Source organism: Streptomyces sp. NPDC087270 (assembly GCF_044744625.1).
Lineage (GTDB): Bacteria > Actinomycetota > Actinomycetes > Streptomycetales > Streptomycetaceae > Actinacidiphila.
The window spans coordinates 295,576-320,815 of record NZ_JBIUYR010000001.1; the positions used below are offsets into that span (position 1 = coordinate 295,576).

Consider the following 25,240-nt stretch of genomic DNA (forward strand, 5'->3'; position numbering starts at 1 on the left):
ACGCGGACCGGCCCTTCGGCGTCTCCGGCGGCGACCTGCCGGGGCTCGGCGGCACCCGGGGGTGGTGCGGCGGACCGGAGTTGGGGCGCGTGGGGCGGGGCGATTCCGTTACGGTGCGGGGTGGTTGGGCTGGCGGGGGAACGCTCGGGAGGGACGTAGAGGTGCGAGTCGTAGCGGACCGGTATGAACTGGTGGCGTTCGTGGGACGGGGCGGGATGGGGGAGGTGTGGGAGGGCCGGGACCGGGTGATCGGGCGCCGGGTGGCGGTGAAGCTGCTGCCGGACCACCAGCACGGCCTTGCCGCGGACCTGTTCTTCCGGGAGGCGCGCACGGCCGGCGGGCTGAACCACCGCGGCGTCGTCACCGTTCACGACCTGGGCCGCGACCCGAGCGACGGCGCGCTCTACCTCGTGATGGAGTACGTGAGCGGGCGCAACCTCGCGGTCGTGCTGCACGAGGACGGCCCGCCCGCGCCCGCGCTGAGCGTCGAATGGGCCGCCCAGACCGCGGCCGCGCTGGCCGCCGCGCACGGGGCGGGCGTGGTGCACCGGGACCTGAAGCCCGCGAACCTCATGCTGACCGCCGAGGGCGAGGTCAAGGTCCTCGACTTCGGTATCGCCCGCTTCATGGCCGCCACCGACAAGTCCAGCCAGGTGATGGGCACGCTGGCGTACATGGCGCCGGAGCGGTTCGCGGAGCAGTCCGGGGACGCGCGCAGCGACCTGTACGCGTTCGGCTGCGTGCTGCACGAACTGCTCACCGGGAAGCCGCCGTTCACGATGAGCGACCCGGTGTCGCTGATGACCGCGCACCTCACCAGGCCGCCCGGGACGCCGAGTTCGCTGCGCGCCGGTCTTCCCGCCGCTCTCGACGCCCTGGTGCTGCGGCTGCTGGCGAAGCGGCCGGAGGACCGTCCGCAGTCGGCGGCCGCCGTCCACGACGAGTTGCGGGCGCTGGACCTGGCGTCGGTGCGGGTGCCGACGCCCACCACGCCCGACATACCCGTGGCCCCCGCCGCTCCCCCCTCTCATACGCCCGCTCCCGCGCACCAGTTGCCGACCCAGACAGGTACGCCGTTCGCACCGCCGGCATCCCCGCCCGCCTCCCCGCGCGCCTTCCCGCCGGGGGCCGGCGGGGCTCCGGCGACCGAGGCGCCCAGGGCGTTCGGGCGGCGCGGCGTCCTGTGGCTCGGCCTGGGCGGGGCCGCCGTGGTGGCCGGCGGCATCGGGATCGCCCTGAAGGCCGGCGGCCACACCCCGCCGAAGCCCGAGAAGAAGGTGGACCCGTGGGAGTACGCCGTCGAGGGTCCGACCACTGATGACAAGCCGCCGCGGTTCACCGTGGCCGGCGGTGTGCTGTACGTCTCCACCGAGGAGACCGTCGTCGCCCTGGACGCGCGCACCGGGCGCAAGCGCTGGAAAGGCCCCGCCGACTTCTCCCGGGAGTACCGGTTCAGCGACCCCCTGACGGCCGCCGGCGGGGCGGTGTACGCGGCCGGGCAGGTCGGCACCACGTACGGCCTGGGCGCATTGGACGCGGAGGGCCGGAAGAAGTGGTTCTGCGCGTTCGGCGACACCGGCGACGCGCCGGTCGTGGCCGGCGGAATCGTCTACTTCACGGCGTACGGCCACGCGTACGCCGTGCACGCGGACAGCGGGCGGAAGCTGTGGGACCACCCGCTGGGGGACAAGGACTCCGGCGCTCTGGCGGTGGCCGACGGCACCGTGTATGTCAGCGGCGGCAAGGCCCTGTACGCGCTGGACGCGACCGGCGGCGCCAAGAAGTGGGCCTTCCCGCTCAGCTCCGGAGCACGCCCCGACCAGCCACCCGTCGTGTCCGGCGGAGTCGTGTACGTCCTCGACGACGCCACGAGCCTCTACGCGCTCCACGCCGCCGAGGGCACCAGGAAGTGGTCGCTGAAGTTCAACGGGGAGAGCATCCGCGCGGCGGGCGACACGCTCTACCTCACCGGCGGCGACGATCTGGGCAACGGACTGGTCCACGCGCTCGACTCGTCGACGGGGAAGAGGAAGTGGGGCCACATGGTGAAGACCAGCCAGGAGTACCCCACGCAGATCGCACTGGCGGGTGACCTGGTCTTCGTCGCCAGCACCGAGGACAAGGACGGCACCGTCTACGCCGTCGACACCGGTGACGGCTCGCAGCGCTGGTCCACCGCGACGCTGGAAAAGGTGGGCAGCGACATGGCGGCCGCCTACGGCTTCGTGTACACCTCCGTCAACGGCCGCGTGCTGGCGCTCGACGCGGCCACGGGTGAGCTTCCCGCCTGAACCCGGGCTTAGCGCCCGCGGGATGCCCGGCGCAGCGCCCTGCCGTACTGGTCGGCCGCGACGCGCTGCCCGAGGCGGCCGAGCGGGCCGGCGGCGCGCAGGTACCAGGCGGCGGGACGGCTGTAGGCGTGCACCGTGAAGTCGACCGAGCCGTCCGGGTGCCGGCGCAGGACGAAGGACTCCTCACCGCACTCCGGGTGCCCGGGCAGCGTCCCGTACCCGAAGCCCGTGCGGTCGGCCTCGTTCAGCGTCCACACCACCTGGCACGGCGCGTGCAGCGGGCCCATCCGCACCGTCACCCGCACCCCGGGCGCGGCGTCCGGGGTGCCCGCGGGCACGTCCAGCAACGGGGTGCCCCGGTGCATCTCCCACCCGAACAGCGCGCGAGCCGCCGCGTCGTACGTCCCGACCCCCAGCCGGGTCCGCACGGTCAGCCCGTGAAACCCCGCGGGCGCCGCGGGCCCCTCCGGCGCCGTCATCCCCACGGACGAGTAGTCGACCTCCCACACCCACCGAACGTACCACCGCCCCCACCGCACCCGGCCGGTGCGCCGCGGCAGCGGAAATCGGTCGGACGCGGTGGGGCTCAGCGGACGATGGAGACGATCTGGAGGGCCGCGCGGGCGAGGTGGGGGGCTCCTTGGAGGTGGGCGGAGGACAGGGCCGTGGTGGGCTCGATGCCGCGGGTGCACAGTCGCCAGGCGGTTTCCGCGTCCAGGTGGACGGTTGCGGCGGGTGGGCCGGCGGGGGCTTCCGCGAGCGACCAGCGGGTGGTCGCGGTGGCGGTGGCGGTGGCGGTCCAAGTGCCGCCGGGCGGGCCGTCGATGACCACCTGGACCTGCGTTCCCGCCGTCGCCGGGGTGGCGCGGAGCGTGTGGGGCAGGGCGCGAAGGAAGGTGTCCAGGACCGCGGCCAGGGGACGCGTCGCGGTGTCCGTGTCCAGCCCGACCGCGTGGCGGATCTGCTGGCGGTGGGTCCAGTACTCGGTGAACTCCCGTGCGACGTCGAGCCAGTTGGGCGCGGCGGGCATGGCCCCGGCCCAGGACACGCCCAGCCCCATGGCGTCGAGGTCGGCCGCCTCGAACCGCCGGACGACCTGCGTGCCGGCGCGTTCCAGCGCCCCGACGAGCGTCGCCGGGTCCGTATCGGCGTGGAGGTCCACCCATTGCTGGTTGGCGCGATGGATGAAGGCTTCCAGCGTCTCACCGGGCCCGAAGGCGGGCCGGAAGCCGGGGGTGGCCCAGCCGAGGCGGCCCCGGTAGTCGCCGAGGAAGTGGGCGGCGAGGTCGCGGACCGACCAGCCCGGCACCACCGCCTTCTCCCAGTCGGCCGGCCTCAGCGTGCGCAGGAGATCCAGGAGGGAGGCCAACTCCGTTGCGAACAAAGGGCGCACGTCGATCGGCGTGCCGAGCCACGAGGTGTCGGAATCGCTGCCGAGTGGAGTTCCCATCCCCGAACCCTGGCATCCCGAGGCGGGGCCTGCCACGGAATCCCCGTTTCCCGAGCGACCGCGGCAGGCGCGTCGGCGTACGAGCGTCGCCGCCTCGCCGGCGCGCGAACACGGCCTCCCCACGTCCACGACATCCCCGGCGGGTCCGGGACGCGGACGGGGCTTCGCGCAGGCCCCCGCGCAGGGCCCGTCTGCATCGTGCGCCGGGCGTTCAGTAGCCGATGGTGAAGCGGCGCTGCACGAAGCGCGGCAGCTCCGCCTCGTCGATCAACGCGACCGCCGCGTCCTCCACGGAGATGCGGCTGCGGCCGTCGGCGTCCTGGACCACCTGGTCGCCGCCGATCCGGAAGCGGCCGGTCCGCTCGCCGGGGGCGATCTCCTCCGCGGGGCTGAAGTAGGTCCACAGCCGGTTCGACGTCCGCAGGACGGTCAGGGCGTCGCGGTGGCCGCGCACCGCCGCGGCGTATTCGCGGGGCAGCCCGAGCCGGTCGAGGCCGGGGTTCAGCAACTCGTCCGAGTCCGCCCGCACCACTCCCGGCTCGACTTCGAGGCTGCCGGCGCCGCCGATCACGATGAGCCGGGTCCGCGGACGGGTCTCCAATGCCTTCAGCAGGGCCCGCGCCGCCGTCGCGTAGACGGTCGGGTCGGCGACCGAGCGCCGCAAGGTGTCCGCGAAGTCCTTGGCGGCATTGCCCGGTTGGAATCCGCTGATCAGGACGTCAAGTCCGGGCAGGACGGCGGCGATGCTCTCCGGGTCCAGGACGTCGACGCTCGTCCAGGTGATGTTCTCCCGACGCTCCTCCCGCTGCGCCTGGCCGGCGTCCCGGCTGAACGCCTTGACGTGGTGGCCGCGGTCGAGGGCTTCGCTGACGACCCGGCCGCCGATGGTGCCCGTGGCTCCGATGACTCCGATGTGCATGTTGGTTCTCCCCGGTGCATGCAGAAGCGGAACGCCACGGTGGTGACGCCGTGCGAAAACTATACGCCGTGCAGCTTCTGTACGGGGTGAAGTAACTCGACGCTGTAGAGTGCCTGTTGTGACAGTCACGGGCAGCAGCGGAAGGCGCGAGCGGCTACGGGCCGAGACGACGGCCGAAATCAAGAAGGTGGCCCTGGCGTTGATGGCCTCGGGCGGGCCGGACGCCATCACCCTGCGGGCCATCGCCCGTGAGATGGGTATGACCGCCAACGCCATCTACGGCTACTTCCCGACCAGGGACGACCTGGTCACCACGCTGATCAACGACGTGTACACCGCGTTGGCCGATGCCGTGGACACCGCCTGGCACGCCGCGCCCTCCGCGGAACCCGCCGTCCGGATCGAGGCATGGGCCAACGCCTTCCGGGCCTGGGCCCTGGCCAACCCCGAGGGCTTCCGCCTCATCTACGGCGACCCCGTGCCCGGCTACCAAGCCCCCGAGGGCGGCGCCGCCCCGGACGCCGCCCGCCGGGTCTGCACCGGCATCACCGCCCTCGCGGCAGCCGCCTGGCCCCACGCCCGGCAGCACTACCAGGACAGCGACTTCGACTGGGCCGACTTCGACCCAGGGCTGCTGGCGAAGGTGCGTCCCGCCTTCCCCGAGTTGCCGCCCGCGGCCGTCGCCCTGGCCCTGCGGATCTGGGGGCACCTGCACGGACTGGTGTCACTGGAGGTCTACGGCCACATGCGCACCCAGACCACCAGCCCGGAGAAGCTCTTCCGCGAGGAACTCGCCCAGCTCGTCAGGACGTTGGGCATCGGCATCGACCGCGACTTCGGAAGGGCGGGCCCCATCTGAAGGGCGGGCTCCGTCGGAAGGCCAGGCCCCGTCTGAAGGGCAGGCTCCGAAGGCTCACGCTGAGGGCGGGGTGGGGCGGGGTGGGGTCCGATGGGGGCAGCCCCGCGCCGAAATCAGACGGTGAGGACGAGCTTGCCCTGGAGGTGGCCGCCCTCCAGCAGCCGGTGCGCGTCGGCGACACGCTCGAACGGGAACGTCTCCTGCACGTGGACCCGGAGCCTGCCCTGTTCGACGAGCGCGACGAGCCCTCGCAGGGCGACCGGATCGGGGTCGACCGCGATGCCGCTGAAGCGGATGCCGGCCGCCTCGTACGCGGCGGCGAGCGCGGTGTCCTCCTCGGCGACCGCCGTCACCAGGTGACCGCCAGGGCGCAGCACGCCGAGTGACCGTTCGGCGGTGTCGCCGCCGATCGTGTCGAGCACGACGTCGACGTCGCGGACCGCCTCGCTGAAGTCGACCGCCGTGTAGTCGATCACCTCGTCGGCGCCGAGCCCTTCGACGAACGCCCGCTTGCTCCGGCCGGCGGTCGCGATCACGTACGCGCCGAGCGCCTTCGCGATCTGGATCGCGACGTGGCCGACCCCGCCACCGCCGCCGTGGACGAGGACACGGTCGCCCTCGGTCACGCCGCCGAGGTCGACGAGGCCCTGCCAGGCCGTCAGCCCGACGACCGGCAGCGCCGAAGCCTCGACATGCGAGAGCGACGCCGGCTTGCGTGCCAGGTGCAGCGCCGGGGCCGCCACGACCTCGGCGTACGCGCTCGCCGCCCGCGGGAACAGCGGCATCCCGAACACCTCGTCGCCGGGCCGGAACCGCCATGTCTGCGGCGCCTCCTCGACCACGCCGCTGATGTCCCAGCCGAGGACGAACGGCGGTCGGCCGATCAGCGGGAACTCGCCGGCGCGCAGGCGCGCTTCCAGCGGGTTCAGTCCGATCGCCTTGACCCGGACGAGCACCTCGCCCGGGATCGGGCGGGGCTCGGGCGTGTCCACGACGGTGAGCACCTCGGGACCGCCGAGCGTCTGCTGGGTGATGGTTCGCATGACTCTCCTGGCTCGGAAGGGGGGATCACCCAGGCTAGGTTTCCGACCGGAACCCGCAGGTACCTTTGGCCCCATGAACGGTTTCGGTCCCCCCGGTGATCTCTTCCTCGCCGACTGCCCGGCACGTCTGGCGGTCGAGCTGATCGCCGACAAGTGGACGGTGGTCGTGCTCTACGGACTCAGCAAAGGCCCTGTTCGGCATGGCGAGTTGATCGAGCTGATCGGCGGCATCTCCCGCAAGATGCTCACCCAGACGCTCCGGCGGCTCGCCGCGCACGGCCTCGTCCGCCGCCACGCCTACGCCGAGGTGCCGCCCCGCGTCGAGTACGAACTCACCCCGCTCGGGGCGACGTTGATCGAACCGATCCACATGCTGACGGAGTGGGCGAGGGCGAACGGCGACGCGGTGCTCGACGCGCTCGACGGCGCTTCCGAGCAGGCCGCCCCGGGCGCGTGAGGGTGCGCCGGGGCGCCCGGGCCGCGCCGCACGGCCGAGTGAGGGGAGACCTTCACCGCCCCGACCTCGCTCACGCCTGCGCGCACCCCTGTTCGCGGGTCATCGGGTCCTGAAGCGGCGGAAGAGGTTGCGGGCCACGTAGACTCCCGGCCCGCCGAAACCGACGATGTCGACACGCCCGTCACCGGTGATGTCGGTGAGGAAGCGGGGGTGGCGGTCGACCCGCCAGGCGCCCGCGTCGTCGTCGTATCCGAAACCTCGGCACACCAGTTGGGCCTGCTCGAACCGGCCGCCGCCGCGGCTGTGCGACACCCAGACCCCCTCGTCACCGAAGCCGACGATGTCCGGGTTGCCGTCCCCCGTGACGTCGGTGAGGCACCGGACGTGCTTCCCGCCGGTCCATCCCTGGGCGAGTCCGAAGTCGTTCAGCACGAGTTTCGAGGGCTCGAACGTGCCGTCGCCGCGCCCGCGGGCCACGACCACGCCCTGCGGGCCGAACCCGACGAGGTCCAGCGCTCCGCCACCGGTGGTCCTGACCAGGAACCTGGGGTGCTCCTCGACCGAGCTCCACCCCTGGTGGACGCCGAAGTCGTCGAGGACGTACAGAGGTTCGGCGAACGCCCCGTCCTCGTCCTGGAGTGACACCCAGACGCCGTCGTCGTGGCAGCCGACGATGTCGAGCCGGCCGTCGCCGGTGGTGTCGGCGAGGAAGCGGGGATGCTTGCCGACGAGCCACCCGCCGGCCTGCGGGCCGTGGCCGAACGCCTTGAGGACCGGCTCGTCGGCGAGGGGTGTGAACGTGCCGTCCTCGTTCTGGAGTGAGATCCGGACGCCGTCGTCGTGGCAGCCGACGATGTCGAGCCGGCCGTCGCCGGTGGTGTCGGCGAGGAAGCGGGGATGCTTGCCGTCAACCCACCCGCCGGCCTGCGGGCCGTGGCCGAACGCCTTGAGGGCCAGCTTTCCGCCCGTGGGCGTGAACGTCCCGCTCTCGCTCCGAAGGGAGACCCGGACACCGTCGGCGGCCAGCACGACGATGGCGGACCTGCCGTCGCCCGTCGTGTCCGCGAGGGTCCACAGGTCTTTGGGACTCGGGGAGGGCGGGGGCGAGTGCAGGACGCGCTCGCTGTCGCCGAAGGTGCCGTCGCCTCCGCCGGACGAAGTGACCGCCCCCTTGGCGGGTTTGATTCCGACGATGTCCGGCCGTCCGGTTCCGGTGGTGTCGGCGAGGAAGCGCGCACCGAGGCCGGCCCACCGGTCCGGTCGGCCGTTGGAGGAGGGGACGGCCTCGTCGGTCTTCCAGCCGCCTGCGGCCTGGTCGCTCCCGAACTGATCGAGGACCAGCAGCATGTCACTGAAGGAGGGCTTCGCGTCGGGTGCCGGCCGCAGCGCGGTCGAGGGGGCCAGCCGCCAGGACCGGCGGCCGTTCCAGTGGTCCAGCGGTGCGAAGCGCAGCACGGCGTCGCTGGTGCGCTCGGGCTCGGCCGTGACGAACCGCCACCGCTGGCTCTCCGCGCCGTCGTCGTACTCCCGCAGGACGATCCGGGTGTCGTCCGCTCCGGGTTCGGCCAGGTCGAGAACGGCGCCGTCGGTCGCGCCCTCGATGAAGTAGAGGCCCGCCTCGCCCTCGACGGGGACGAGGTGCCACTGCTGGCCCTGCTTGCCGGCGGTGGCGGCCCACTGGCGGACGCCGCGGTCCGCGGCGGCAGGGTTGTCGAGCACCTTGCCGCTGACCGCGTTGCGGATCACGTATGCCTGGTCGTCGTGTTCCCGCCCGCCTTGCGCGGCCTGCACGGGGCTGAGCTGCCACTGCTCCGGGCCGGGGCCGGTATCGGGGAAGTCGCGGACGACGAGCGCCCCGTCCGCGCCCGGCGCGGCCCTGGCGCCGAGGGTCTTCCCCGTGGCGGCGTTGACGATCTCCAGTTTCAGTTCTTCCGTGGGCACGGGCATCGTGGTGCCTCTTCCAGGCGGTGCGGGCGTTGATGTGGAACGGGCGTCGGCCCGGGACGGGTGTGGGGCGGCGCCGGCTCACGTGAAGACGTGGTGGTACGGGACGTTCCACTCGTTGGGCAGCCGCGGGTAGAACGTGTTGATGACCGTCCCGGTGAAGTCCCCGCCCCAGTTGTAGGTGAGGCGCACCTCGCTGTCGGCCGTCACCGCGTGGTCCTTGAACCCGAGGATGGCGTCGGGGTGGGTGATCGGCACGAAGGTGATGCCGCCCCACGGCGTTACGGTGACGACCCAGAGCTGGGTGTCCTCGGGCGCCCCGTTCTTCCCGCGCCACTTGTCGCCCACCTTGTCGGGCAGGCCCACCTGGACGGTGTCCGCGGCGCTCTTGGGGGCCTCCTGGTGGACGGTGACGCGCCTGCGCTGCGGCTTCGGCGCACCGTCGTCGCCGCGGCCCACGCCGGCCCCGCCCGCTCCGGCTCCGACCACGCCGGCGGGCGGGGGCGGCACCTGGCCCGCGGCGCTCTCGATGAAGTACAGCGGTCGCTGCCCGAAGAATCCGCCGGGGGTGATGTACCAGAGGTGGCCCTCCGCGTCTTTGGTGGCGGAGTCGAGCGCGGTCGCCAGCTTGACCCCCTTGTCGTGGCTCGCCTCCTTCAGTTCGGCGGGCCGCAGGTAACCGCCGTTGAAGGCGTGGACGAGCATGACCGGACGATTCTCGATCAGCGCTGCCACGATCGCGTTGTCGTAGCTGTTCACCGCCACCGGGCCGCCGACCACCAAATTCGCCATCGCCGTGCGTTCTTGGGTGTACATCGCGGAACCTCACCTGTTCTGAATGGGGGAGAACGATACGTCGGGCGCTCGTTGCAGGATTCTCACGCGGAATGACCACAGGCCACATCGCCATCGGGCGAAGGAATTCGGGCAGCGCACGGACGATCGAGGAACATCCCTCGCCCACGGGAATGATCGAGGCCACAGTACGGGCAGGTGGGGTGGCCGAGAAGTCATCTTTCGGGTGACCGCCGTGAGGAAAGGTTCCGCCTCCCGCAACGCGCCGGCGGGCGCCAAACGTTGACCACACGATTGAGTGTGATGCGTGCATTCGCCTTCCCCGGCAATGGGGGCGGTGATACTTTCGATCGTCCGAACGTGCGCGGGTTCCTGGTTCCCATTCGCCGAGCGCGGTTCGACCGGATCAGTCAAGGACGGGAAATGCCTTCCAACGCGTACAACCTGGAACGGGCCAAGCGCCAGCCGCTGACCAAGAAGAACTTGCGGGAACTCGGCATCGCGCAGGCCCCGGAGTCCATCCTGGGACACCCCAGCCTGGTATATGTCGATGAATACGGTGTGCGGCACAGGCCCGTCGGGTTCTCCGTGAACAAGTTGGGTTTCGGCGATTTCACCGGCAGCTTGGCGTTCGATCTGGGCTGGCTCGCCTACATGAATCTCGGGGAGCCGCTGATCGAGGAGCGGGGCGACATCAGCCAGCCTCCGCCCGACACGTTCTCCTCGCGGACCTACGTCAACCGCAGCCAGTCCGAGATGACCTTCACCGACTCGGTCGACTTCACCGTGTCGAACGGCGCCACCTGGTCGCTCCAGGGAGACTCCAAGCTCACCTTCGGCGGCAGCGTCAGCGCGCAGCTCCAGTTGCAGCTTCAGCTACAGCTCGGACTGAACCTCCAGGCGCAGCTTCAGGCGCAGCTGAAGAACGAGATGACGAACAAGAACACGAACACGATGACCAACAAGAACAGCAAGGACAACGTGGGCGTGGACAACGCCAACGCCATGGACATGGGCATGACCAACGGGGTGACCAACACCGCGACGGGCTCGGTGACAGGGTCGACGGCGTTCACGACCACCGGCAGCGCCTCCGGTACCGCCGGGCTCAACGCCGCGCTGGCACAGGGCGTCGCGGCTTCTGTCGGCGGTTCCCTGTCCACCAGCTGGGCCTCGAAATCACAGATCTCGGGGAAGGTCCCCCCGGGCTCCCGGGTGGAGACCCTCGTGACACAGCGCCGTACCCGCAAGCAGTACACGTACGAGATCCCGGTGACCTTCTCCGGGCTGATCGCGGTGCAGTACGACGTTCCGGTGGCGGTCCTGGCACCCCCGCAGCGCGGGGACTACCCCGGCCTCGACCAGCTGGTCGCCCGCGACATCGGCGACGTCGGCCTGGCCGGCGGCGGCTTTCGGATGAAGGGGCTGGCCGAGGTCGTCTCCGCCCTGGAGGTCCACCACACGATGTTCGACGGCGAGAGCCTGACCGACAGCCGGCGCGAGCTGTACAAGCAGCCCTGACCGCACGTGCGGCACCGCCACGACGACGACCAGAGGTGACGATCATGGTGTTCGACAACATCTTCCGCTTCGCGGGCCAAGGCGCGGGGCTCTTCTCGGTGATCCCCGATCGGGACAAGCCGCAGCCGGGAGCGGGCGTCGACTTCGAGGACGCCGACGACGCCACCTACGACGACACGACCACGAGCCTCTACACCAGCGCGATCCACGGGGCTTCCTCCCGGGCGAAGATCGTGCAGGAGCAGTCACCCGAGGCGCGGGTCGTCCTGGGTTTCCTCGGCGCGTTCATCCGCAACACCCAGGCATCGGCCGATGCGCAGGCCCAGTACGCCCAGCAGCCCAGCTCGGTGTCCGCGGCGGCTGCCGCCGGAATGCAGGAGTCGAGCGCGACGGTGAAGGGCCAGAGCGACCTCAGGAAGCCCGAGGACCTGAACGACATGCCGAAGAAGAGCGAGTGCATGCAGCCCAAACCGGCGACCCCCGAGGCCAAGAAGCCCGAGGCGCCCAAGGCGAGCGCCGAGAAGCCCGGCCGCTCCGAGTAGTCCTCGTCCCGAGGGGTCAGGGGCGGCCTTGCCCCTGACCCCTCGTTCGTGTGCCGATTCGCGGGTCAGACGGAGAGCAACTGCCACTGCCGGTCGCGGGGGTCGCCCTCCGTCACCGTGTGCTGCTTGACCGCCGCGGGGGCGTTGGTGCCGACGCGCAGCAGCAGGCCGCTGTTGCGGTTCGCGATCTCGAACACCCTCGGGCTGTCGGTCACGGAGCCCACCGGGAGCATCCGCCACTGCTGGTGGTGGGCGTCAAGGCCCTCGTAGGCGCGCTGCGCGACCACCGCCCCGTCTGCCATGCCCGCTCCGACGACCTCCAGGACCTTGCCGCTGCGCACGTTCTCGATCGTGTACAGGACCTCGCCGTCGTCCTGGCCCGCCACGACCAGCCGCCACCGCTGGTGTTCCCGGGGGGCGGCGAGGGACTGGTGGATCTCGGCCCCGTCCTTGGTGGACTCGCGCAGGACCCCCATCCGCAACCGGCTCCGGACGTTGGCCCAGCAGGCCACCGTGCCCGAATCGGGCAGCCCGGCCATCATCTCCGACGCGATCTTCCGGACCCTGTCGTTGGCGTGGTCGGCGATGTAGAGGGCGTCGACGCAGTCCACAGCGACCCCGTACGGGGTGCGCAACTGGGCCGAGGCGGCTGGGCCGCCGTCGCCGGCGGAGCCCGCGGTGCCCGTGCCGGCGGCCGTGCTGATCGTCCCGTCAGGAGTGATCCTCCGGACCCGGTTGTTGCGGTGGTCGGAGAGGTAGAGGGTGCCGGTGCTGTCCACCGCCACCCCCACGGGGAAGTTCAGCTGGGCCGACGCGGCTGGGCCGCCGTCACCGCCGGAGCCCGCGGTGCCCGAGCCGGCGACCGTGCTGATCGTCCCGTCGGCCGTGACCTTCCGGACCCGGTTGTTGTCCGCATCGGCGATGTAGAGATCGCCCGCGCTGTCCACCGCCACCCCGTACGGGCGGTTCAGCTGGGCCGAGGTCGCCGGGCCGCCATCACCTTTGAAGCCCGTGGCGCCCGAGCCGGCGACCGTGCTGATCGTCCCGTCGGCCGTGATCTTCCGGACCCGCTGGTTGTGGTACTCGGTGACGTAGAGGACGCCGGTACGGTCCACCGCCACCCCCAGCGGGAGGTTCAACCGGGCGGCGGTCGCCGGGCCGCCGTCACCGCTGAAGCCGGCGGTGCCCGAGCCGGCGACCGTGCTGATCGTCCCGTCGGTCGTGATCTTCCGGACCCGGTGGTTGCCGGCGTCGACGATGTAGACGTTGCCCGCGCTGTCCACCGCCACCTCGCGCGGGCAGTTCAACTGGGCAGAGGCGGCAGGGCCGTTGTCCCCCCTGGAGCCGGCGACGCCGTTCCCCGCGACCGTGCTGATCCTCCCGTCGGTCGTGATCCTCCGCACCCGGTGGTTGCTGTAGTCGGAGAGGTAGAGGGTGCCGGCGCCGTCCACCGCGATCCCGTACGGACGGTTCAACTGAGCCGAAACAGCGGGCGCGTTGTCCCCTGAGAATCCCGCGATCCCGGTCCCCGCGACCGTGCTGATCGGAGGGTCGGATCGTTCGCCACCTGTGGCTTCCGTCTGGGCAGTGCTCATCGCCATCCCTTCGCCGTTCGCTGACCGCCGGCTACGAGCGGTTGTCGACTCATTCCAGAAAGTCACAAGGGTGTCGGGCTGGCAAGATCCCCTGCGGGTGGTCCTCACGGAGCAGGTTGACGAGAGACCTGTGCCATCCGACCCCGTGGGCGTACCGGGGTACGGCGGCCTGCGGGGTGGATCACGGGTGGCGGGCGTCGGGGTCCAGGTGGTCGGGGGTGCAGTCGCGGAGCTGCATGGCCAGTTGGGACGCGAGGACCCAGGGGATGAGGGAGTCGCCGTAGGGGACGAGGGCGGGGCCGAGGGGTTGGGGGCGGACCTCGTCGGGGCCGGACGGGGGACCGTAGAGCATGCCGTGCACGCCGCCGAGCCGGGGCCGGGCGACGCGGACCGCGGTGTGGGTGCGCCGCAGATACGGGCACAGGCGGAGCGAGGCGAGCGCGCAGGGGCGGCACACCGGGGGATGGGTGGCGCCCATCTCCTCGGGCCAGCCCGGCCAGTCGTCGTGGTCGTCGCCGAGCAGCCACAGCACCCCGCGCTCGTCGCGGTCGGCGGGCCCGGCGCACACCTGGCACAACATCAGCCGCATCGCCCGCCGTTGGCGCGCCGGGTGCACCGCGCCGAACCTGGGCCGGCCGCGCCCCCGCGCCAGCCCCGTGCGCAGCCACAACGCGCCCTCGCGGTCCCGGTCGTGCGGCGTCTCGTCCAGGTACGCGATGCCGCACCGGTCCGGTCGCAGCGTCACCGCCCCGGCCGTACGGTCCTCCGCGCTCCACGTCGTGATGTAAGGGACCGCGGGCACACCGGAGTTGTCGGCGCCGGTACGAAGGTGGGCGCTCATGTGCGGCTCCCCACGAGGTGGACGGCCACGGCGTCCGCGCCGTCGCCGTGGGCCGCCGCCCAGTCCGCCCGCGCCGCGACCAGCGCCGGATGCACCTCGTACGCCAACCGGTCCGCCTGCGCGCGCAGTTGGGCCACCAACCGCAACACGTCGTCCGGGCCCAGGTCGCTCAGCCAGCACTCGGGCGTGAGGTTGAGGTTCACCGTCGGCACGCGCGGGTCCGGGTCGGCCGCGAACGGTACGCAGTCGATGCTGCCGCACAGCACGTGCAGGTCGGCGGGTTCGGCGCCGTCGTGCCCGGTGCGCCGCGCGTTCCGTACGGTCTGGCCCTCGAAGTCGGCGTAGTGGTGCACGTCCACCAGCCGCGCGGCCAAGTGCTCGATCGGCACGTCCACTTCGCTGGGGTCCTCCGTCGCCCACGGCGGCAGATACCCGCTCACGGTGTGCCGGCTGGTCGTGGTGATCCGCCACTCACGTGCCTGCGGCGCCCCGGCCACCGGTAAGGCTTCGCCGCCCTTCCTCGGGCCGTCCGGCAACGTCAGCGCGGTGGTGTCCACGGTGGTGGGTTCCATCTGCAATTTCCCTTTCTGCGCGATTTTTTCCGGAGCGAGCTTTCCGAGTGCCCGCGCGTGCTCATACGTACGGGTGAAGGGCTCGCCCTGCGTGCCGCCCCCCGGGCTCCCCACGCGGGCGTCCCGCCCCCCGGAAACGGCTTCCGCCGAAGCGACTTCCGAGGGCCGCGCCCGCCGTACGCTGCACGGTTCCGCCGTCCACAGCCCCCGGTTGCCCGGGCGGCTCAGCGACAGCAGCCCGGGAGATCTGCGCATCACCTCGCCCAGGTCGCCGGTGCGGGTGTCCACCACCCAGGTCCCCTCGGGGTACGGCATGACGGTCGCCTCTCCGTGTTCGCGCCCTCGCTCTGTGTTTCCAGCGTCGCGTCTGACCGGTACCTTCGCCAGCGAAAAACGGGTTCCAAAGGGGACCGAACTCAGAGCGAGGAGGGAGCACATGCGCACACACATGTCCCAACGCCAGGACGGTGCCGCCTACTTCGGCCAGGAGGTCAGGTTCGCCCGAGAGCAACGCGGCATGACTCAGGCCCAGTTGGCGGCGGAAACGGGGTATGAACGCCCCTACGTCACCCGCGTGGAGAGCGGCAAGCTCCTCGCGTCCGAGCAGTTCGCGGAAGCGTGCGACCGCATCTTCGGTACGCCCGGGTTCTTCGCGCGCCTACGGGTCCGCGTGAGCGAGCGGGGCCACCCGGGCTGGTTCATCCCGTACGTCAATCTGGAGCGGGACGCGACGGAGATCCTGGACTACTCGCCCATGATCGTGCCCGGTGTGCTTCAGACCAGGGAGTACGCGACTGAGATCTTCCATCGGGCTCACCCACGCGAGGAGTCGGATGCGATCGGCACTCGGGTGGAGACCAGGCTTGAGCGTCGAGCGGCGCTGAAGAGGCGGGTTCAACAGCCCTTGCTCTGGTTCGTTCTGCACGAGGCCGCGTTGCGCACGGTGATCAAGAGCCCGGAGGTCATGGCAGCTCAACTCGCTCATCTCCTGGAGGAGACGAAGAGCCCGCATGTTGACGTACAGGTCGCTCCATTCGCGAAGGGAGCTCCGGCTGGTGGCTTGCCGTTCATTTTGGTCACGTCGGAAGACGGTCCAACGGCGCTCTACACGGAGACGCTGCAACAAGGCCACGTGGACGACTCCGTAGCCGCAGTTGCGGACGCACAAGCCAAGTACGATCGACTCCGAGCAGCCGCGATGTCGCCCGAAGAGTCGCTGGCGCTCATCCGTGACGTCATGGAGGAGTACAGCCGATGAGCACCAACTCTGATCTCGGCACGGTGACTTGGGTCAAGAGCAGCTACAGCGAGGGCAACGGCGGTGCGTGCGTCGAGTTCGCTCCGAACGTCTCCGGGGTCGTCCCCGTACGCGACTCGAAGGACCCCCAGGGCCCCGCGCTCGCGTTTTCCGCTGACGCGTGGGCCTCGTTCGTCGGGGCCGTGCGGGCGGGGGAGTTCCCGGCCGTCTGACCGTGGCCGGATCGCCCTCTTGCCGGTGAGTGACCGGGGCGCGACGCTGCACGCGTACCGTCCCGGCCCACCCGCGGAGGAGCGTACGCATGCACACGGAACGGGAGTTGAGTCGCGCCGAATGGCGTAAGTCGTCCTACAGTGACGGCAATGGGGGCGAGTGCGTCGAAGCCGCGGCCGTATGGCGGAAGTCCTCCCACAGTGACGGCAATGGCGGCTCGTGCGTCGAGTTCGCTCCGCACGCCGACGGGGTCGTCCCCGTGCGTGACTCGAAGGACCCGGACGGCCCGCAGTTGACGTTCACCGCCGCCGCGTGGACCTCGTTCGTGGACGCCGTCCGCGCGGGCGAACTCCCCACCGTCTGATCTGGTCCTGGTGGAAGCGGAGCGTCGTCCGGCCCCGGCCTGCTGCCGACCGGGTAGGGGTCACAGCAATCGGTCGACCAGCCCGTCGACGTATTCCGGGGCGAGCGGCACGATGCCGAACAGCACGCGGATGTACATCGGGGCCAGGATGTGGTCCAGCACGGTGAACGCGTCGGGTGCGTGTTCGCCACGGTCGTGGGCGCGATCGAGCATGGACTGCAGTTGACGGGTGCGTTCGGCGCGCAGGTCGTCACCGGCCCGCCGGCCCTCTTCACCGTTGTTGGACAGGGCGAAGGCCAGGCGCAGCAGTGCCGGGCCGTCGGGTCCGGTGATCTCGCGGGCCACGTTGGCCGCGTAAGTGTGCAGGTCGCCGGCGAGACTCCCGGTGTCGGGCATCGGTGACTGCGCGTTGAGGCGGGTGAGCGCCACGTCGGTGAGCAGGGTTTCCAGCCTGCCCCACCGGCGGTAGATGCTGCTGTCGGCCACGCCCGCGCGGGCCGCGACGTCGCCGACGGTGAAGTTGCCGTAGCCACGCTCGCTGATCAGGTCGGTGACGGCCTGGTGCACCTCCGCGCCGACACGGGCGCTGCGCCCGCCGGGCCGCCGGGCTTGCTGTCGCTCGCTCATCCCCTCACCTTAACGCAGTCGGGACTTGCGTTTTCGCGGAGCCCTCCCTATAGTCGCCTTAACGCAGGCGAAGACTGCGTTAAGGCGCTCAGGTGTATCGCCCCCCCACGTCGACCGTGACCGGGCGCACCTGACGATCGAGAGGAATCCTCATCACCGCATCACATGCGACCGTAGGCAGCCGATCGAACCGGGCCGTGCTGCTCACGGTGACCTGCCTGGGTCAGTTCATGGTCCTGCTCGACAACACGATCGTCGGAGCGGCGCTGCCCGACATGCAGGACCGGCTGCACACGCAGCTGACCGGTCTGCAATGGATCGTCGACGCGTACGTACTGCTGGTCGCCATGCTGCTGCTGTCCGGAGGCATCTTCGCCGACCGGTTCGGCCGCAAGCGGGTGTTCCTGACCGGCGTCGGGGTGTTCACGCTCGCGTCCGTGCTGTGCTCGGTCGCGCCCTCGCTGGGGTGGCTGATCGCCGGAAGGGTCGTGCAGGGCATCGGTGCCGCGGCCCTGAGCCCCGCCTCGCTGGCCCTGCTCGTCGCCGCCTATCCCGTGCCGCAGGAACGAGTCAAGGCGATCGGACTGTGGGCCGGATTCAGCGGAATCGGCATGGCCGCGGGCCCCGTGGCCGGCGGCGTGCTGACGGAAGCCTACGGCTGGCCCGCCATCTTCCTGGTGAATCTGCCCATCGGCGGGTTCCTCCTGCTGATCGGCCTGCGCCACCTCGGCGAGTCCCGCAATCCGAGCGCCCCCGCGATCGACATCCCGGGCACGGTGCTGTCCGCCCTGGCGGTGGGGGCGCTGACCTACGGGCTGATCGAGGGCGGTGCCCGCGGCTGGACGTCGCCGGTCATCCTGGGCAGCTTCGCCGCGGGGGTGATGCTCCTCGCCGCCTTCTTCGCCGTCGAAGCGCGCCGCTCCGCTCCGATGCTGCCGCTGCGGCTGTTCCGGCAGCGCCTGTTCACCGTGTCCAACACCGCCATGGTCGTGGTGGGGTTCGCGCTCATGGGCTCGTCGTTCTTCTTCTCCCAGTTCTTCGTGTACGTCCAGGGCAGCTCGATCCTGCGCGCCGGCCTGCAGACCCTCCCCGTCTCCCTCGCCATGGTGATCGTCAGCCCGTACGCGGGCCGGATCGCCGCCCGGCGCGGCTTCCGCGTCGTGGTCACCGCCGGCCTGGCCCTGGCCGGCCTGGGACTGCTCGCGCTCGGCACGGTGCACGCCGACACCGGTTACGGGAACGTGTGGTGGCGGCTGGCACTCGTCGGCATCGGCTTCGCCCTGACCCTGTCCCCCCTGACGGGAGCCGCCATCCAAGCCGTCAGCCCGCAGGAAGGCGGCCTCGCGTCAGGCATCAGCAGCACCACCCGGCAGATCGGCGGGGTGCTCGGTGTGGCGGTGCTCGGAGCCGTCGTCCGCACCCGGCAATCCGGCGGCGCCTCCTTCGAGACCGGCCTCGACAGCGCCTTCCTCACCGCCGGCGCCATCACGTTGGCCGCCGCCGTGTTCACCGGCCTGTGGCTGGCGCGGTCCACGTCCGCAGAGGGCTCCGCGGCGCCGCGACGTTCCACCGATCCGGGTGCGGTCGCCACCTCGAACGAGGCATCCGCGAACAGCCGTTGACGACAACAGCCGCCTCGGATGGCCGCCGTGCCGAGCCGGGAGCGCCCGCAGCCCAGCCGACGCGTGGTCGGCAGGCCGAGCCCAGCCGACGCGTGGTCGGCTGGGCTCGGCCTGCACTCCCCGGGCCTGCACTCCCCGGGCCTGCACTCCCCGGGCCTGGCCTCCCCGGGCCTGGCCTCCCCGGGCCTGGCCTCCCCGGGCCTGGCCTCCCCGGGCCTGGCCTCCCCGGGCCTGGCCTCCCCGGGCCTGCACTCCCCGGGCCTGGCCTCACCCACCCCTGACCGAGCGTCACTCCGATTGCGGAGGGCCAACTGTCACGTCGCCGTTGCCTCGGGAGAAGAGGGCCGAGGCGGTGCGACGTGGCCGGCGTCCAGTTCCACGTGCCTGCCGGTGAAGCGGGTTCGCATGCGGCGGTCGTGGGTGACGACGACGACCGCGCCTTGGTAGTGGGCCAGGGCTCCTTCCAGTTCTTCGACCAGGACGGGGGAGAGATGGTTGGTCGGCTCGTCCAGCAGCAACAGGTCGACGGGTTCGCTGACGAGTCGGGCCAGTTCGATCCGGCGCCTTTGTCCGTAGGACAGTTCGCCCACCTTCAGGCGCAGGTCGGCAGGGCTGAACAGGCCGAGGGACAGCAGATGGTCGAGGTGCTCGTCCGGTTCGCCTCCGCGGCCGTGGGCGAACGCCTGTGGGATGGTCAGGCCAGGCGGCCACGGTGTCTCCTCCTGCCTCAAGTGCCCGACCCGGCCCCGCGTGCGCACCGTCCCCTCATCGGGCTGCAACTCACCCGCCAGCACCCGCATGAGCGTCGTCTTGCCGGCCCCGTTGGGCCCGGTGACCAACAGCCGCTCCTCGCCGCCGATCCGCAGCGAAGGTACGTGCAGCCGGTCCTCGACACGGATGCCGGTGAGTTCCGCCGCGGCCTGCGACGTCCGACCGTCGGCGGTGCTCATACGAGCGGCGAAGACCAGCGGTTCGGGCGGCGGCGCGACAGGATCGTCCGTCAGCCGTTCGACCCGCTCCTTCGCATTGCGGATACGGACCATCGCCCCGTGACCACGGCCGCGGGCACGGAAGCCGCCGTGGCCGAACACGGCGAACGGCAGCTTGCGAGGCACCGCCTCCAGCCGTGCCACGTTCGTGGCGGCCAGCTTGCGGTTGCGAGCCAACTCCGCGCACCAGTCCGCGTACTCCTGCAGGCGGCGCCGCCGCTCAGCGGCCTTGGCGGCAAGGTAGCCGTTGTAGCCGTCGCCGTGACGCGTCACCTTGCCCTCGCCGATCTCCAGGATCGTGGTGGTGACCCGTTCCAGGAACACCCGGTCATGGGTGACCGCGAGCACCGTGCCGCGATGCGCCCGCAGGTGTGCCTCCAGCCAGCCCACCGCCTGGTCGTCCAGATCGTTGGTCGGCTCGTCCAGCAGCAACAGTTCCGGCTGGGACGCCAAGGTCGCGGCCAGTGCCAGCCGTGATCGCTCACCGCCCGACAGCGTGCCCAGGGCCCGATCCCGAGCCAGACCCGGCAGGCCGAGCCCGTGCAGGGCGACCTCCACCCGGGCGTCGGCCTCGTAGCCGGCGCGCGCCTCGTACTGGGCGACCGTTTGGGCGTAGGCGTCCAGCGCGGCGGTGAGCTCCGCCCCCGCCAAGCCCTTGAGTCCGGCTTCGGCGTGGTGCATCCGCGCTTCGAGTTCACGCAGATCGGCAAGAGCCATGTCCACCGCGTCCTGGACGGTGGCCTCGGGGGGCAGGGCCAACGACTGGGCCAGATAGCCCGAGCCGCCCGGTGCGATCACGGTCAGTTCGCCGTTGTCCGGCCGGTCCTGCCCGGCGATCAGTCGCAACAGGGTGGATTTTCCGGCGCCGTTGTCGCCGATGATGCCGGCCCTCTCGCCCGGCTTGATGCTGAAGGACACGTCGTCCAGCACGACGTGGTCGTCGTAGCGGCGGGTGACGTTCTGAAGAGATAGCTGCGCGGTAAGCATGGATTCCCCTGTTCTCGGCCGGGCCGATCGGCACGGGTGGACGGACGCCTCCGCGCACGCCGGAAACACTCCGCGGTAGGCCGGACAGACGGCATCACGGGAGGAACGGAAGCACGGATGAGAACGCGCGACGACGGAGCCAAGCTCAACGCGGCCGCACGGGGGATATCACAGAGAACCCATGCGCAGCACCATAGGAGTTAGTCCATGGGGCTGCAAGTCGTTTTTTCCGGTGAGGTGGCAAAAGGTGCGGCAGAGGTGGGGCGAATCCCCGCGGTGGACCGGCGACGACGAGTACGCCTCCGGCCCGGGCACCGGGCGCGGACGGCAACCGGCGCGGACGGCAACCGGCGCGGACGGCACGGGAGGCCGGATGGCGGGCCAACTCGGTCGCCGACTGCCCCGACCAGCGTGCCGCCCCGCCGGCCGTCCGCGAGTTCGTCCGGCGGACGCGCGAGGTACGCGGCGTCGCCGCGTGAACGTACGGCGCGGAACCCTCGGGTGGGGCGGTCAGCGGGGCCCGGGTCGCGCGGGCGAACTCCCCACCGTCCGACCGTTGCTCGGGCAGGCGGTCGCCGCGGTCATCTCTGGAGAGGCAACGCTGAAAAAGCGCACTGTGGTGTTCTGGGTGCTCCGCCCCGATCCACAGGAGGTCATGCATATGGGTACGACGGCGATCGAGTTCGAGGCGAAGCTTCTCGGCATCGACCCCGAGGAAATCCGCGCCAGGCTGCTGGAAGCCGGTGCCGAGCACGCCGGGGACCGGCTTCAGCGGCGCTACGTCTACGACATCCCGGGCAGGTCCGGGACGTGGGTGCGGCTGCGGGACAACGGGGAGACCGCGACGTTGTGCGTGAAGGAGATCCTGAGCGACGCGATCGACGGGGTCCGGGAGACCGAGACGGCCGTGAGCGACTTCGACGCCACGCACGCCATTCTCGGCAAGCTGGGCTACCTGCCGAAGGCGTACCAGGAGAACCGGCGGTCGTCCTGGACGGTGCTCGGCGCGTCGGTCGAGCTCGACCACTGGCCGCGCATCCCTCCCTACCTGGAGATCGAGGGGACCAGCGGCGACCACGTCCACCGCGTGGCCGAGACCCTCGGGCTGCCCGTGGACGAACTCACCAGCGAGAACACGACCGCCGTCTACCGCCGGTACGGCATCGACATCGAGTCGATCCCCCGGCTCACCTTCGAGTGAGGGAGGCAGCCCCGTGGCCTTCTGTTGTCGGACAGCCGGAGATCAGCAATGGTCACCGGCTGTCCGACCCCGAGTTCGGACACTCAGGCCGCTTCGGTGGCCGCGGTGATGTCGGCAGCCCATTCCAGCGCGGTGAAGACGTGTTCGGGCTGAAGACCGACGTGGTGTTCGGGCTGGATCAGCAGGGTCGCGTGCCCGGCCGCGGTGCGGTCGGCGGCCCACTCGTGGTCCAGCGCGGTGAAGTCGTCGTCGATCCACGCGGCCGGTGCGATGCCGAGACAGGTGTCGACGTGGTCGCGCTTCCACAGGTAGCCGTCGGGGTGGCTGGTGGTGATCGGCAGCCGGGGCAGGTCGATGTACTCGAAGACCGGCAGGCCCAGCAGCGGGCCGATCACACCGGGCGCGTCCGCGCGCCAGCTGGTGCACCACACCGGGCGGATGAGGCCAGTGGCGATGGCGTCGGTGATCATCGGGCCGTGGTGGTGGTTGAGCCAGACCGTGACCGGGTCGGGACGGCCGGTCATGCGGACCTGGTGGCGGGTGTGGGTGGCCGGGGTGGTTTTGTCCTGCGCGGGGAACGGGACGAGGACGCCGTCTATGTCCAGCAGCAGGTACGGGATCTGGTGCACGGTGCCTCCCGGAAGGTGGGTCGGCCGTCAGGGTTTGCGCGCGGTGATGAGCAGGGTGGTGGGCCAGGGGGCGTCGGCCGGCGCGAACAGGTCCTGCGTACCGGTGACCAGCAGGCCCGCCCGGTTCAGGGCGCGGGCCCAGGCTCCGGGGTCGATGTCCCAGTGCTGGACGCTGCCGGTGGTCCCGTTCGGGAGCGTCACCTCGGTCAGGGTGCGCGCGGTGGCGGGCAGGGCGCCGGTGCGGTGCGGGTGCGCTACGGCGAAGGCCAGGACTCCGCGCCGGGCCAGGCGGCGTGAGCACAGGGCGAGGATCTGGGAGGGTTCGGTGGTGCCGATCGCGCCGAAGACCGAGACGATCGCGTCCAGGCGGGTGGCGCTGCGGGTGAGATGGAGCGTCGCTCCGGCGCGAACGAACCGGGCGCCGGTGTGGCCGTAGTGGGCTCTGGCACGGCGGATCTGTCCGGCTGAGCGGTCCACGCCGGTGACGATCGCCCCCGCAGCCGCCAGATGGGCGCTGTTGCGGCCCGCGCCGCAGCCCAGTTCCACGATCCGGCGGTCGCTCAGATCACCGCCCAGGATCTCGGCCCCGGGACCGATGCCGGGCCGCTGGGTCCACTCCAACCGCTGTGGCGCTGCCAAAGGCCCTGGAGGGCTGTCCGCCGGCTTCGAAGCCGCGTGGGCGTCCCAGGTTTCCATCTCATGGTTCCAGGAGCCGTGCGGCGCTGTGGAGGTGGCGGCGGACCACCGTGATGTACGCCTCGTCCGAGGTCGGGTCGTTGATCCAGCGCAGGGCCTGCTCCATGAACCACTCGATCGCCCAGACGCGGTGCCATCCCAGTGCCCACGCCTGCGGGGCCAGGCCGCCTCGCGTGGACAGCGCGCAGCGGTTGCCGCCCGCCACGACGTAGGTCTCGATGAAGGCGCGCAGCCGGTCGGGGTCAGCGTTTCCGATCGTGCCGTGCCAGGACGCGAGGTCGAGCAGACCGGGGCCGTTGAAGGTGCGGGCGAAGTCCAGCAGATGCCAGCCGTCGGCTTTGATGTGGAGGCTGGTGGGGTGGAACTCGGAGTGCACCCAGCCCCACGGGGCGACGGTGGTGCCCTCGGCCCGCTTGGCGGCGGCACCGTTCAGCGCGTGCAGCATCTCGGCGATGTCCTCGGTGCCCTCGGTCCACCGGCCGGCCTCCCGCAGATGCCGCAGATGGCCCAAGGCCAAGCCTGGCAGAGCAGCCAGGGCGTCTTCGTCGAGAGCGGGCACCAGTGTGCTCGGTGCGGCGGCGTGCAGGGTGACCGCGGCCGTGACGCCGTCCGCGTCCTGGGCCTCGCGGACGGGCTCGCCCAGGTCCTCGATCACCATGCCCAGAAGCCCGTCGCGGACCAGCGAGCCGGCGATGTCCGGCACCGGGATACCGGCGGTCGCGGCGGCGCGCAGGAACCGGTCCTCGGCCGTGAACGGCTCGGCGGCGTACTTGTAGATCGCGGTGGCGCCGTCGGGGAAGGTCAGGCGTTCGACCCCGGAAAGGGACCACACGCGGATCGGGCTGCGAGTCGGGGTCGGGCTGCCGGCGGCCGAGCAGACGGCGGCCAGGAGGTCAGTGATGTGCTGGGTGTCCACGAGCGTGCTCCGAACGTGCGAGACGGGAAAGGGCAGTTGGGGTGCGGGGCGGCGGCGCCTGCCGCCCCGCACCGGTGGGCCGACGTGACGGATCAGGCGGCGGTCACGCGGTGCGACTCGATCCGCTCGATCCACTCGGACTTCATCCCGGCCAATTCCACCGCGAAGTCGGCCATGGAGGTGCCGTAGGCGGCGACGACGCCGCCGGACTGGTCGGGGACGGACTGGCAGCCGTGCACCAGCCGGCCGCCGAGCGCGGTGTGGGCCTTGATGCCCTCGATGCGGCGGTACTCGTTGAACCAGCCGCCGTGGTAGACCTCGTCGAGCATCTGGCCGTCGGTCTCGCTGAGGTCGAAGACGACCCCGGTGGCGGAGGGGAAGAACCAGCAGGGGCCGACGTTGGAGATGTGTCCGTCCAGCTCGACCTTGTTCAGGGCCATCAGCGTCGCGGCCTGCCGCAGCATCGCGAGGTGGCCGGCGGTGAAGTCCGGCAGGCCGAGGGTGACCAGGTGCTCGTCACGGAACAGGTAGGAGTACACCTGCCAGGCGATGGCCAGGACCTCGCCGGCGTCGCCGGTGGAGCGGGCGTGGTCCTTGATGAAGTCCAGTGCCATCTGCTCGACGGCCGCGGTCTCGGTCTCGTCCGCGGCCAGCAGCCCGTCCTTGACGGTCTGCCAGTCGATCACGAGCCAGGAACTGATCTCGAAGCGGAAGAAGTACTCCGCAGGGTCGATGGTGATACGCGTGCCGTCCACGGTGATGCCGGGCAGGCGGTTCCAGCGCGGGTCGAACGCCTCGGGCAGTTCGACCGTGATCGTGGTCGTGTCGACGGTGGTGGTCACCTGTGTCTCCGATCCGGGTGGGCACCCCCAGCAGGGGTGCTGTGCGGCTTGGGCCGCCGTCCCGGAG

At 71.2% G+C, this 25,240-nt stretch carries 25 protein-coding genes; 10 read left to right on the forward strand and 15 right to left on the reverse strand.

Annotation, left to right across the window (positions count from 1 at the left end):
- Positions 1-161: 161 nt before the first annotated feature.
- Positions 162-2,291, forward strand: coding sequence for a PQQ-binding-like beta-propeller repeat protein (locus ACIPAE_RS01260; protein WP_402442104.1), 2,130 nt, complete (start codon positions 162-164; stop codon positions 2,289-2,291).
- 8 nt (positions 2,292-2,299) lie between these two features.
- Here ACIPAE_RS01260 and ACIPAE_RS01265 read toward each other — a convergent pair whose 3' ends face one another.
- The 3 genes from ACIPAE_RS01265 to ACIPAE_RS01275 form a co-directional block, all read right to left on the reverse strand.
- Positions 2,300-2,800: a DUF1990 domain-containing protein gene (locus tag ACIPAE_RS01265; protein WP_366412433.1), complete on the reverse strand. Its 501-nt coding sequence runs from the start codon at positions 2,798-2,800 to the stop codon at positions 2,300-2,302.
- A gap of 77 nt (positions 2,801-2,877) precedes the next feature.
- A complete protein-coding gene (locus tag ACIPAE_RS01270; protein ID WP_402442106.1) occupies positions 2,878-3,741 on the reverse strand; it encodes a maleylpyruvate isomerase family mycothiol-dependent enzyme in 864 nt (287 codons plus the stop codon).
- A 211-nt stretch (positions 3,742-3,952) separates the two neighbouring features.
- The gene (locus ACIPAE_RS01275) at positions 3,953-4,660 is read right to left on the reverse strand and encodes an NAD(P)H-binding protein (RefSeq protein WP_366412431.1); all 708 of its coding nucleotides are present in this window, start codon (positions 4,658-4,660) and stop codon (positions 3,953-3,955) included.
- Positions 4,661-4,778: 118 nt separating this feature from the next.
- On the opposite strand from ACIPAE_RS01275, the gene ACIPAE_RS01280 reads away from it, so the two are divergent.
- Entirely contained in the window at positions 4,779-5,519 is a 741-nt protein-coding gene (locus ACIPAE_RS01280) for a TetR/AcrR family transcriptional regulator (RefSeq protein ID WP_402442108.1), read from the forward strand.
- 113 nt (positions 5,520-5,632) lie between these two features.
- Here ACIPAE_RS01280 and ACIPAE_RS01285 read toward each other — a convergent pair whose 3' ends face one another.
- On the reverse strand, positions 5,633-6,562 hold the full coding sequence (locus ACIPAE_RS01285) for an NADP-dependent oxidoreductase (protein WP_366412429.1): 930 nt from the start codon (positions 6,560-6,562) through the stop codon (positions 5,633-5,635).
- Positions 6,563-6,635: 73 nt separating this feature from the next.
- Here ACIPAE_RS01285 and ACIPAE_RS01290 point away from each other — a divergent pair, with 73 nt between their 5' ends.
- Complete coding sequence (locus ACIPAE_RS01290) at positions 6,636-7,019, forward strand: winged helix-turn-helix transcriptional regulator (protein WP_402442110.1); 384 nt, start codon at positions 6,636-6,638, stop codon at positions 7,017-7,019.
- A 99-nt stretch (positions 7,020-7,118) separates the two neighbouring features.
- Here the strand turns inward: ACIPAE_RS01290 and ACIPAE_RS01295 are convergent, their stop codons facing one another.
- Entirely contained in the window at positions 7,119-8,966 is a 1,848-nt protein-coding gene (locus ACIPAE_RS01295) for an FG-GAP-like repeat-containing protein (RefSeq protein WP_402442112.1), read from the reverse strand.
- 78 nt (positions 8,967-9,044) lie between these two features.
- Entirely contained in the window at positions 9,045-9,779 is a 735-nt protein-coding gene (locus ACIPAE_RS01300; protein ID WP_402442113.1) for a hypothetical protein, read from the reverse strand.
- A 402-nt stretch (positions 9,780-10,181) separates the two neighbouring features.
- Here ACIPAE_RS01300 and ACIPAE_RS01305 point away from each other — a divergent pair, with 402 nt between their 5' ends.
- Positions 10,182-11,279, forward strand: coding sequence for a hypothetical protein (locus ACIPAE_RS01305; protein WP_402442115.1), 1,098 nt, complete (start codon positions 10,182-10,184; stop codon positions 11,277-11,279).
- Between the two features lie 44 nt (positions 11,280-11,323).
- Positions 11,324-11,821, forward strand: a complete 498-nt coding sequence (locus ACIPAE_RS01310; protein ID WP_329364799.1) for a hypothetical protein — start codon at positions 11,324-11,326, stop codon at positions 11,819-11,821.
- Between the two features lie 65 nt (positions 11,822-11,886).
- Here the strand turns inward: ACIPAE_RS01310 and ACIPAE_RS01315 are convergent, their stop codons facing one another.
- The 3 genes from ACIPAE_RS01315 to ACIPAE_RS01325 all read right to left on the reverse strand — a co-directional run bounded on the left by ACIPAE_RS01315 (position 11,887) and on the right by ACIPAE_RS01325 (position 14,829).
- Positions 11,887-13,416: an RICIN domain-containing protein gene (locus tag ACIPAE_RS01315; RefSeq protein ID WP_402442117.1), complete on the reverse strand. Its 1,530-nt coding sequence runs from the start codon at positions 13,414-13,416 to the stop codon at positions 11,887-11,889.
- Between the two features lie 181 nt (positions 13,417-13,597).
- Positions 13,598-14,257, reverse strand: a complete 660-nt coding sequence (locus ACIPAE_RS01320; RefSeq protein ID WP_402442119.1) for a hypothetical protein — start codon at positions 14,255-14,257, stop codon at positions 13,598-13,600.
- Positions 14,254-14,829 carry a DUF6907 domain-containing protein gene (locus ACIPAE_RS01325; RefSeq protein ID WP_402442121.1) on the reverse strand — a complete coding sequence of 192 codons (576 nt, stop codon included), beginning with the start codon at positions 14,827-14,829 and terminating at the stop codon, positions 14,254-14,256. The genes ACIPAE_RS01320 and ACIPAE_RS01325 overlap by 4 nt, the downstream gene beginning before the upstream one ends.
- Before the next feature lie 436 nt (positions 14,830-15,265).
- Here ACIPAE_RS01325 and ACIPAE_RS01330 point away from each other — a divergent pair, with 436 nt between their 5' ends.
- From ACIPAE_RS01330 to ACIPAE_RS01340, 3 genes are all read left to right on the forward strand, one after another.
- Entirely contained in the window at positions 15,266-16,087 is an 822-nt protein-coding gene (locus tag ACIPAE_RS01330; protein WP_402442123.1) for a Scr1 family TA system antitoxin-like transcriptional regulator, read from the forward strand.
- Positions 16,084-16,299, forward strand: a complete 216-nt coding sequence (locus ACIPAE_RS01335; RefSeq protein ID WP_402442125.1) for a DUF397 domain-containing protein — start codon at positions 16,084-16,086, stop codon at positions 16,297-16,299. Before ACIPAE_RS01330 ends, ACIPAE_RS01335 begins: the two co-directional genes overlap by 4 nt.
- An 89-nt stretch (positions 16,300-16,388) precedes the next feature.
- Positions 16,389-16,664: a DUF397 domain-containing protein gene (locus ACIPAE_RS01340; protein WP_402442126.1), complete on the forward strand. Its 276-nt coding sequence runs from the start codon at positions 16,389-16,391 to the stop codon at positions 16,662-16,664.
- A 60-nt stretch (positions 16,665-16,724) separates the two neighbouring features.
- On the opposite strand, the gene ACIPAE_RS01345 is transcribed toward ACIPAE_RS01340, so the two are convergent.
- On the reverse strand, positions 16,725-17,291 hold the full coding sequence (locus tag ACIPAE_RS01345) for a TetR/AcrR family transcriptional regulator (protein WP_402442128.1): 567 nt from the start codon (positions 17,289-17,291) through the stop codon (positions 16,725-16,727).
- A gap of 152 nt (positions 17,292-17,443) precedes the next feature.
- On the opposite strand from ACIPAE_RS01345, the gene ACIPAE_RS01350 reads away from it, so the two are divergent.
- Positions 17,444-18,913, forward strand: a complete 1,470-nt coding sequence (locus ACIPAE_RS01350) for a DHA2 family efflux MFS transporter permease subunit (RefSeq protein WP_402442641.1) — start codon at positions 17,444-17,446, stop codon at positions 18,911-18,913.
- 314 nt (positions 18,914-19,227) lie between these two features.
- On the opposite strand, the gene ACIPAE_RS01355 is transcribed toward ACIPAE_RS01350, so the two are convergent.
- Positions 19,228-20,889 carry a TlrC/CarA/OleB/SrmB family ABC-F type ribosomal protection protein gene (locus ACIPAE_RS01355; RefSeq protein ID WP_402442130.1) on the reverse strand — a complete coding sequence of 554 codons (1,662 nt, stop codon included), beginning with the start codon at positions 20,887-20,889 and terminating at the stop codon, positions 19,228-19,230.
- A 661-nt stretch (positions 20,890-21,550) separates the two neighbouring features.
- Between ACIPAE_RS01355 and ACIPAE_RS01360 the strand changes: the two genes are divergently transcribed.
- Positions 21,551-22,090, forward strand: coding sequence for a class IV adenylate cyclase (locus ACIPAE_RS01360; RefSeq protein ID WP_402442132.1), 540 nt, complete (start codon positions 21,551-21,553; stop codon positions 22,088-22,090).
- 83 nt (positions 22,091-22,173) lie between these two features.
- On the opposite strand, the gene ACIPAE_RS01365 is transcribed toward ACIPAE_RS01360, so the two are convergent.
- The 4 genes from ACIPAE_RS01365 to ACIPAE_RS01380 form a co-directional block, all read right to left on the reverse strand.
- Positions 22,174-22,719 (reverse strand): HAD domain-containing protein, encoded by a 546-nt coding sequence (locus tag ACIPAE_RS01365; RefSeq protein WP_329364777.1) that lies wholly within the window; start codon positions 22,717-22,719, stop codon positions 22,174-22,176.
- Positions 22,720-22,746: 27 nt separating this feature from the next.
- The gene (locus ACIPAE_RS01370) at positions 22,747-23,358 is read right to left on the reverse strand and encodes a class I SAM-dependent methyltransferase (RefSeq protein WP_329364775.1); all 612 of its coding nucleotides are present in this window, start codon (positions 23,356-23,358) and stop codon (positions 22,747-22,749) included.
- Between the two features lie 58 nt (positions 23,359-23,416).
- The gene (locus ACIPAE_RS01375) at positions 23,417-24,331 is read right to left on the reverse strand and encodes an aminoglycoside phosphotransferase family protein (protein ID WP_366412415.1); all 915 of its coding nucleotides are present in this window, start codon (positions 24,329-24,331) and stop codon (positions 23,417-23,419) included.
- Between the two features lie 92 nt (positions 24,332-24,423).
- A complete protein-coding gene (locus ACIPAE_RS01380; RefSeq protein ID WP_402442134.1) occupies positions 24,424-25,173 on the reverse strand; it encodes a hypothetical protein in 750 nt (249 codons plus the stop codon).
- Positions 25,174-25,240 lie beyond the last annotated feature (67 nt).

Bases quoted from the DNA above. Each gene is read 5' to 3' on its own strand.
- ACIPAE_RS01315 (WP_402442117.1), bottom strand. From the start codon at position 13,416: ATGAGCACTGCCCAGACGGAAGCCACAGGTGGCGAACGATCCGACCCT.
- ACIPAE_RS01330 (WP_402442123.1), top strand. From the start codon at position 15,266: ATGCGCACACACATGTCCCAACGCCAGGACGGTGCCGCCTACTTCGGC.
- ACIPAE_RS01300 (WP_402442113.1), bottom strand. From the start codon at position 9,779: ATGTACACCCAAGAACGCACGGCGATGGCGAATTTGGTGGTCGGCGGC.
- ACIPAE_RS01275 (WP_366412431.1), bottom strand. From the start codon at position 4,660: ATGCACATCGGAGTCATCGGAGCCACGGGCACCATCGGCGGCCGGGTC.
- ACIPAE_RS01340 (WP_402442126.1), top strand. From the start codon at position 16,389: ATGCACACGGAACGGGAGTTGAGTCGCGCCGAATGGCGTAAGTCGTCC.
- ACIPAE_RS01310 (WP_329364799.1), top strand. From the start codon at position 11,324: ATGGTGTTCGACAACATCTTCCGCTTCGCGGGCCAAGGCGCGGGGCTC.
- ACIPAE_RS01290 (WP_402442110.1), top strand. From the start codon at position 6,636: ATGAACGGTTTCGGTCCCCCCGGTGATCTCTTCCTCGCCGACTGCCCG.
- ACIPAE_RS01325 (WP_402442121.1), bottom strand. From the start codon at position 14,829: ATGGAACCCACCACCGTGGACACCACCGCGCTGACGTTGCCGGACGGC.
- ACIPAE_RS01295 (WP_402442112.1), bottom strand. From the start codon at position 8,966: ATGCCCGTGCCCACGGAAGAACTGAAACTGGAGATCGTCAACGCCGCC.
- ACIPAE_RS01355 (WP_402442130.1), bottom strand. From the start codon at position 20,889: ATGCTTACCGCGCAGCTATCTCTTCAGAACGTCACCCGCCGCTACGAC.
- ACIPAE_RS01305 (WP_402442115.1), top strand. From the start codon at position 10,182: ATGCCTTCCAACGCGTACAACCTGGAACGGGCCAAGCGCCAGCCGCTG.
- ACIPAE_RS01285 (WP_366412429.1), bottom strand. From the start codon at position 6,562: ATGCGAACCATCACCCAGCAGACGCTCGGCGGTCCCGAGGTGCTCACC.
- ACIPAE_RS01360 (WP_402442132.1), top strand. From the start codon at position 21,551: ATGGGTACGACGGCGATCGAGTTCGAGGCGAAGCTTCTCGGCATCGAC.
- ACIPAE_RS01320 (WP_402442119.1), bottom strand. From the start codon at position 14,257: ATGAGCGCCCACCTTCGTACCGGCGCCGACAACTCCGGTGTGCCCGCG.
- ACIPAE_RS01335 (WP_402442125.1), top strand. From the start codon at position 16,084: ATGAGCACCAACTCTGATCTCGGCACGGTGACTTGGGTCAAGAGCAGC.
- ACIPAE_RS01345 (WP_402442128.1), bottom strand. From the start codon at position 17,291: ATGAGCGAGCGACAGCAAGCCCGGCGGCCCGGCGGGCGCAGCGCCCGT.
- ACIPAE_RS01270 (WP_402442106.1), bottom strand. From the start codon at position 3,741: ATGGGAACTCCACTCGGCAGCGATTCCGACACCTCGTGGCTCGGCACG.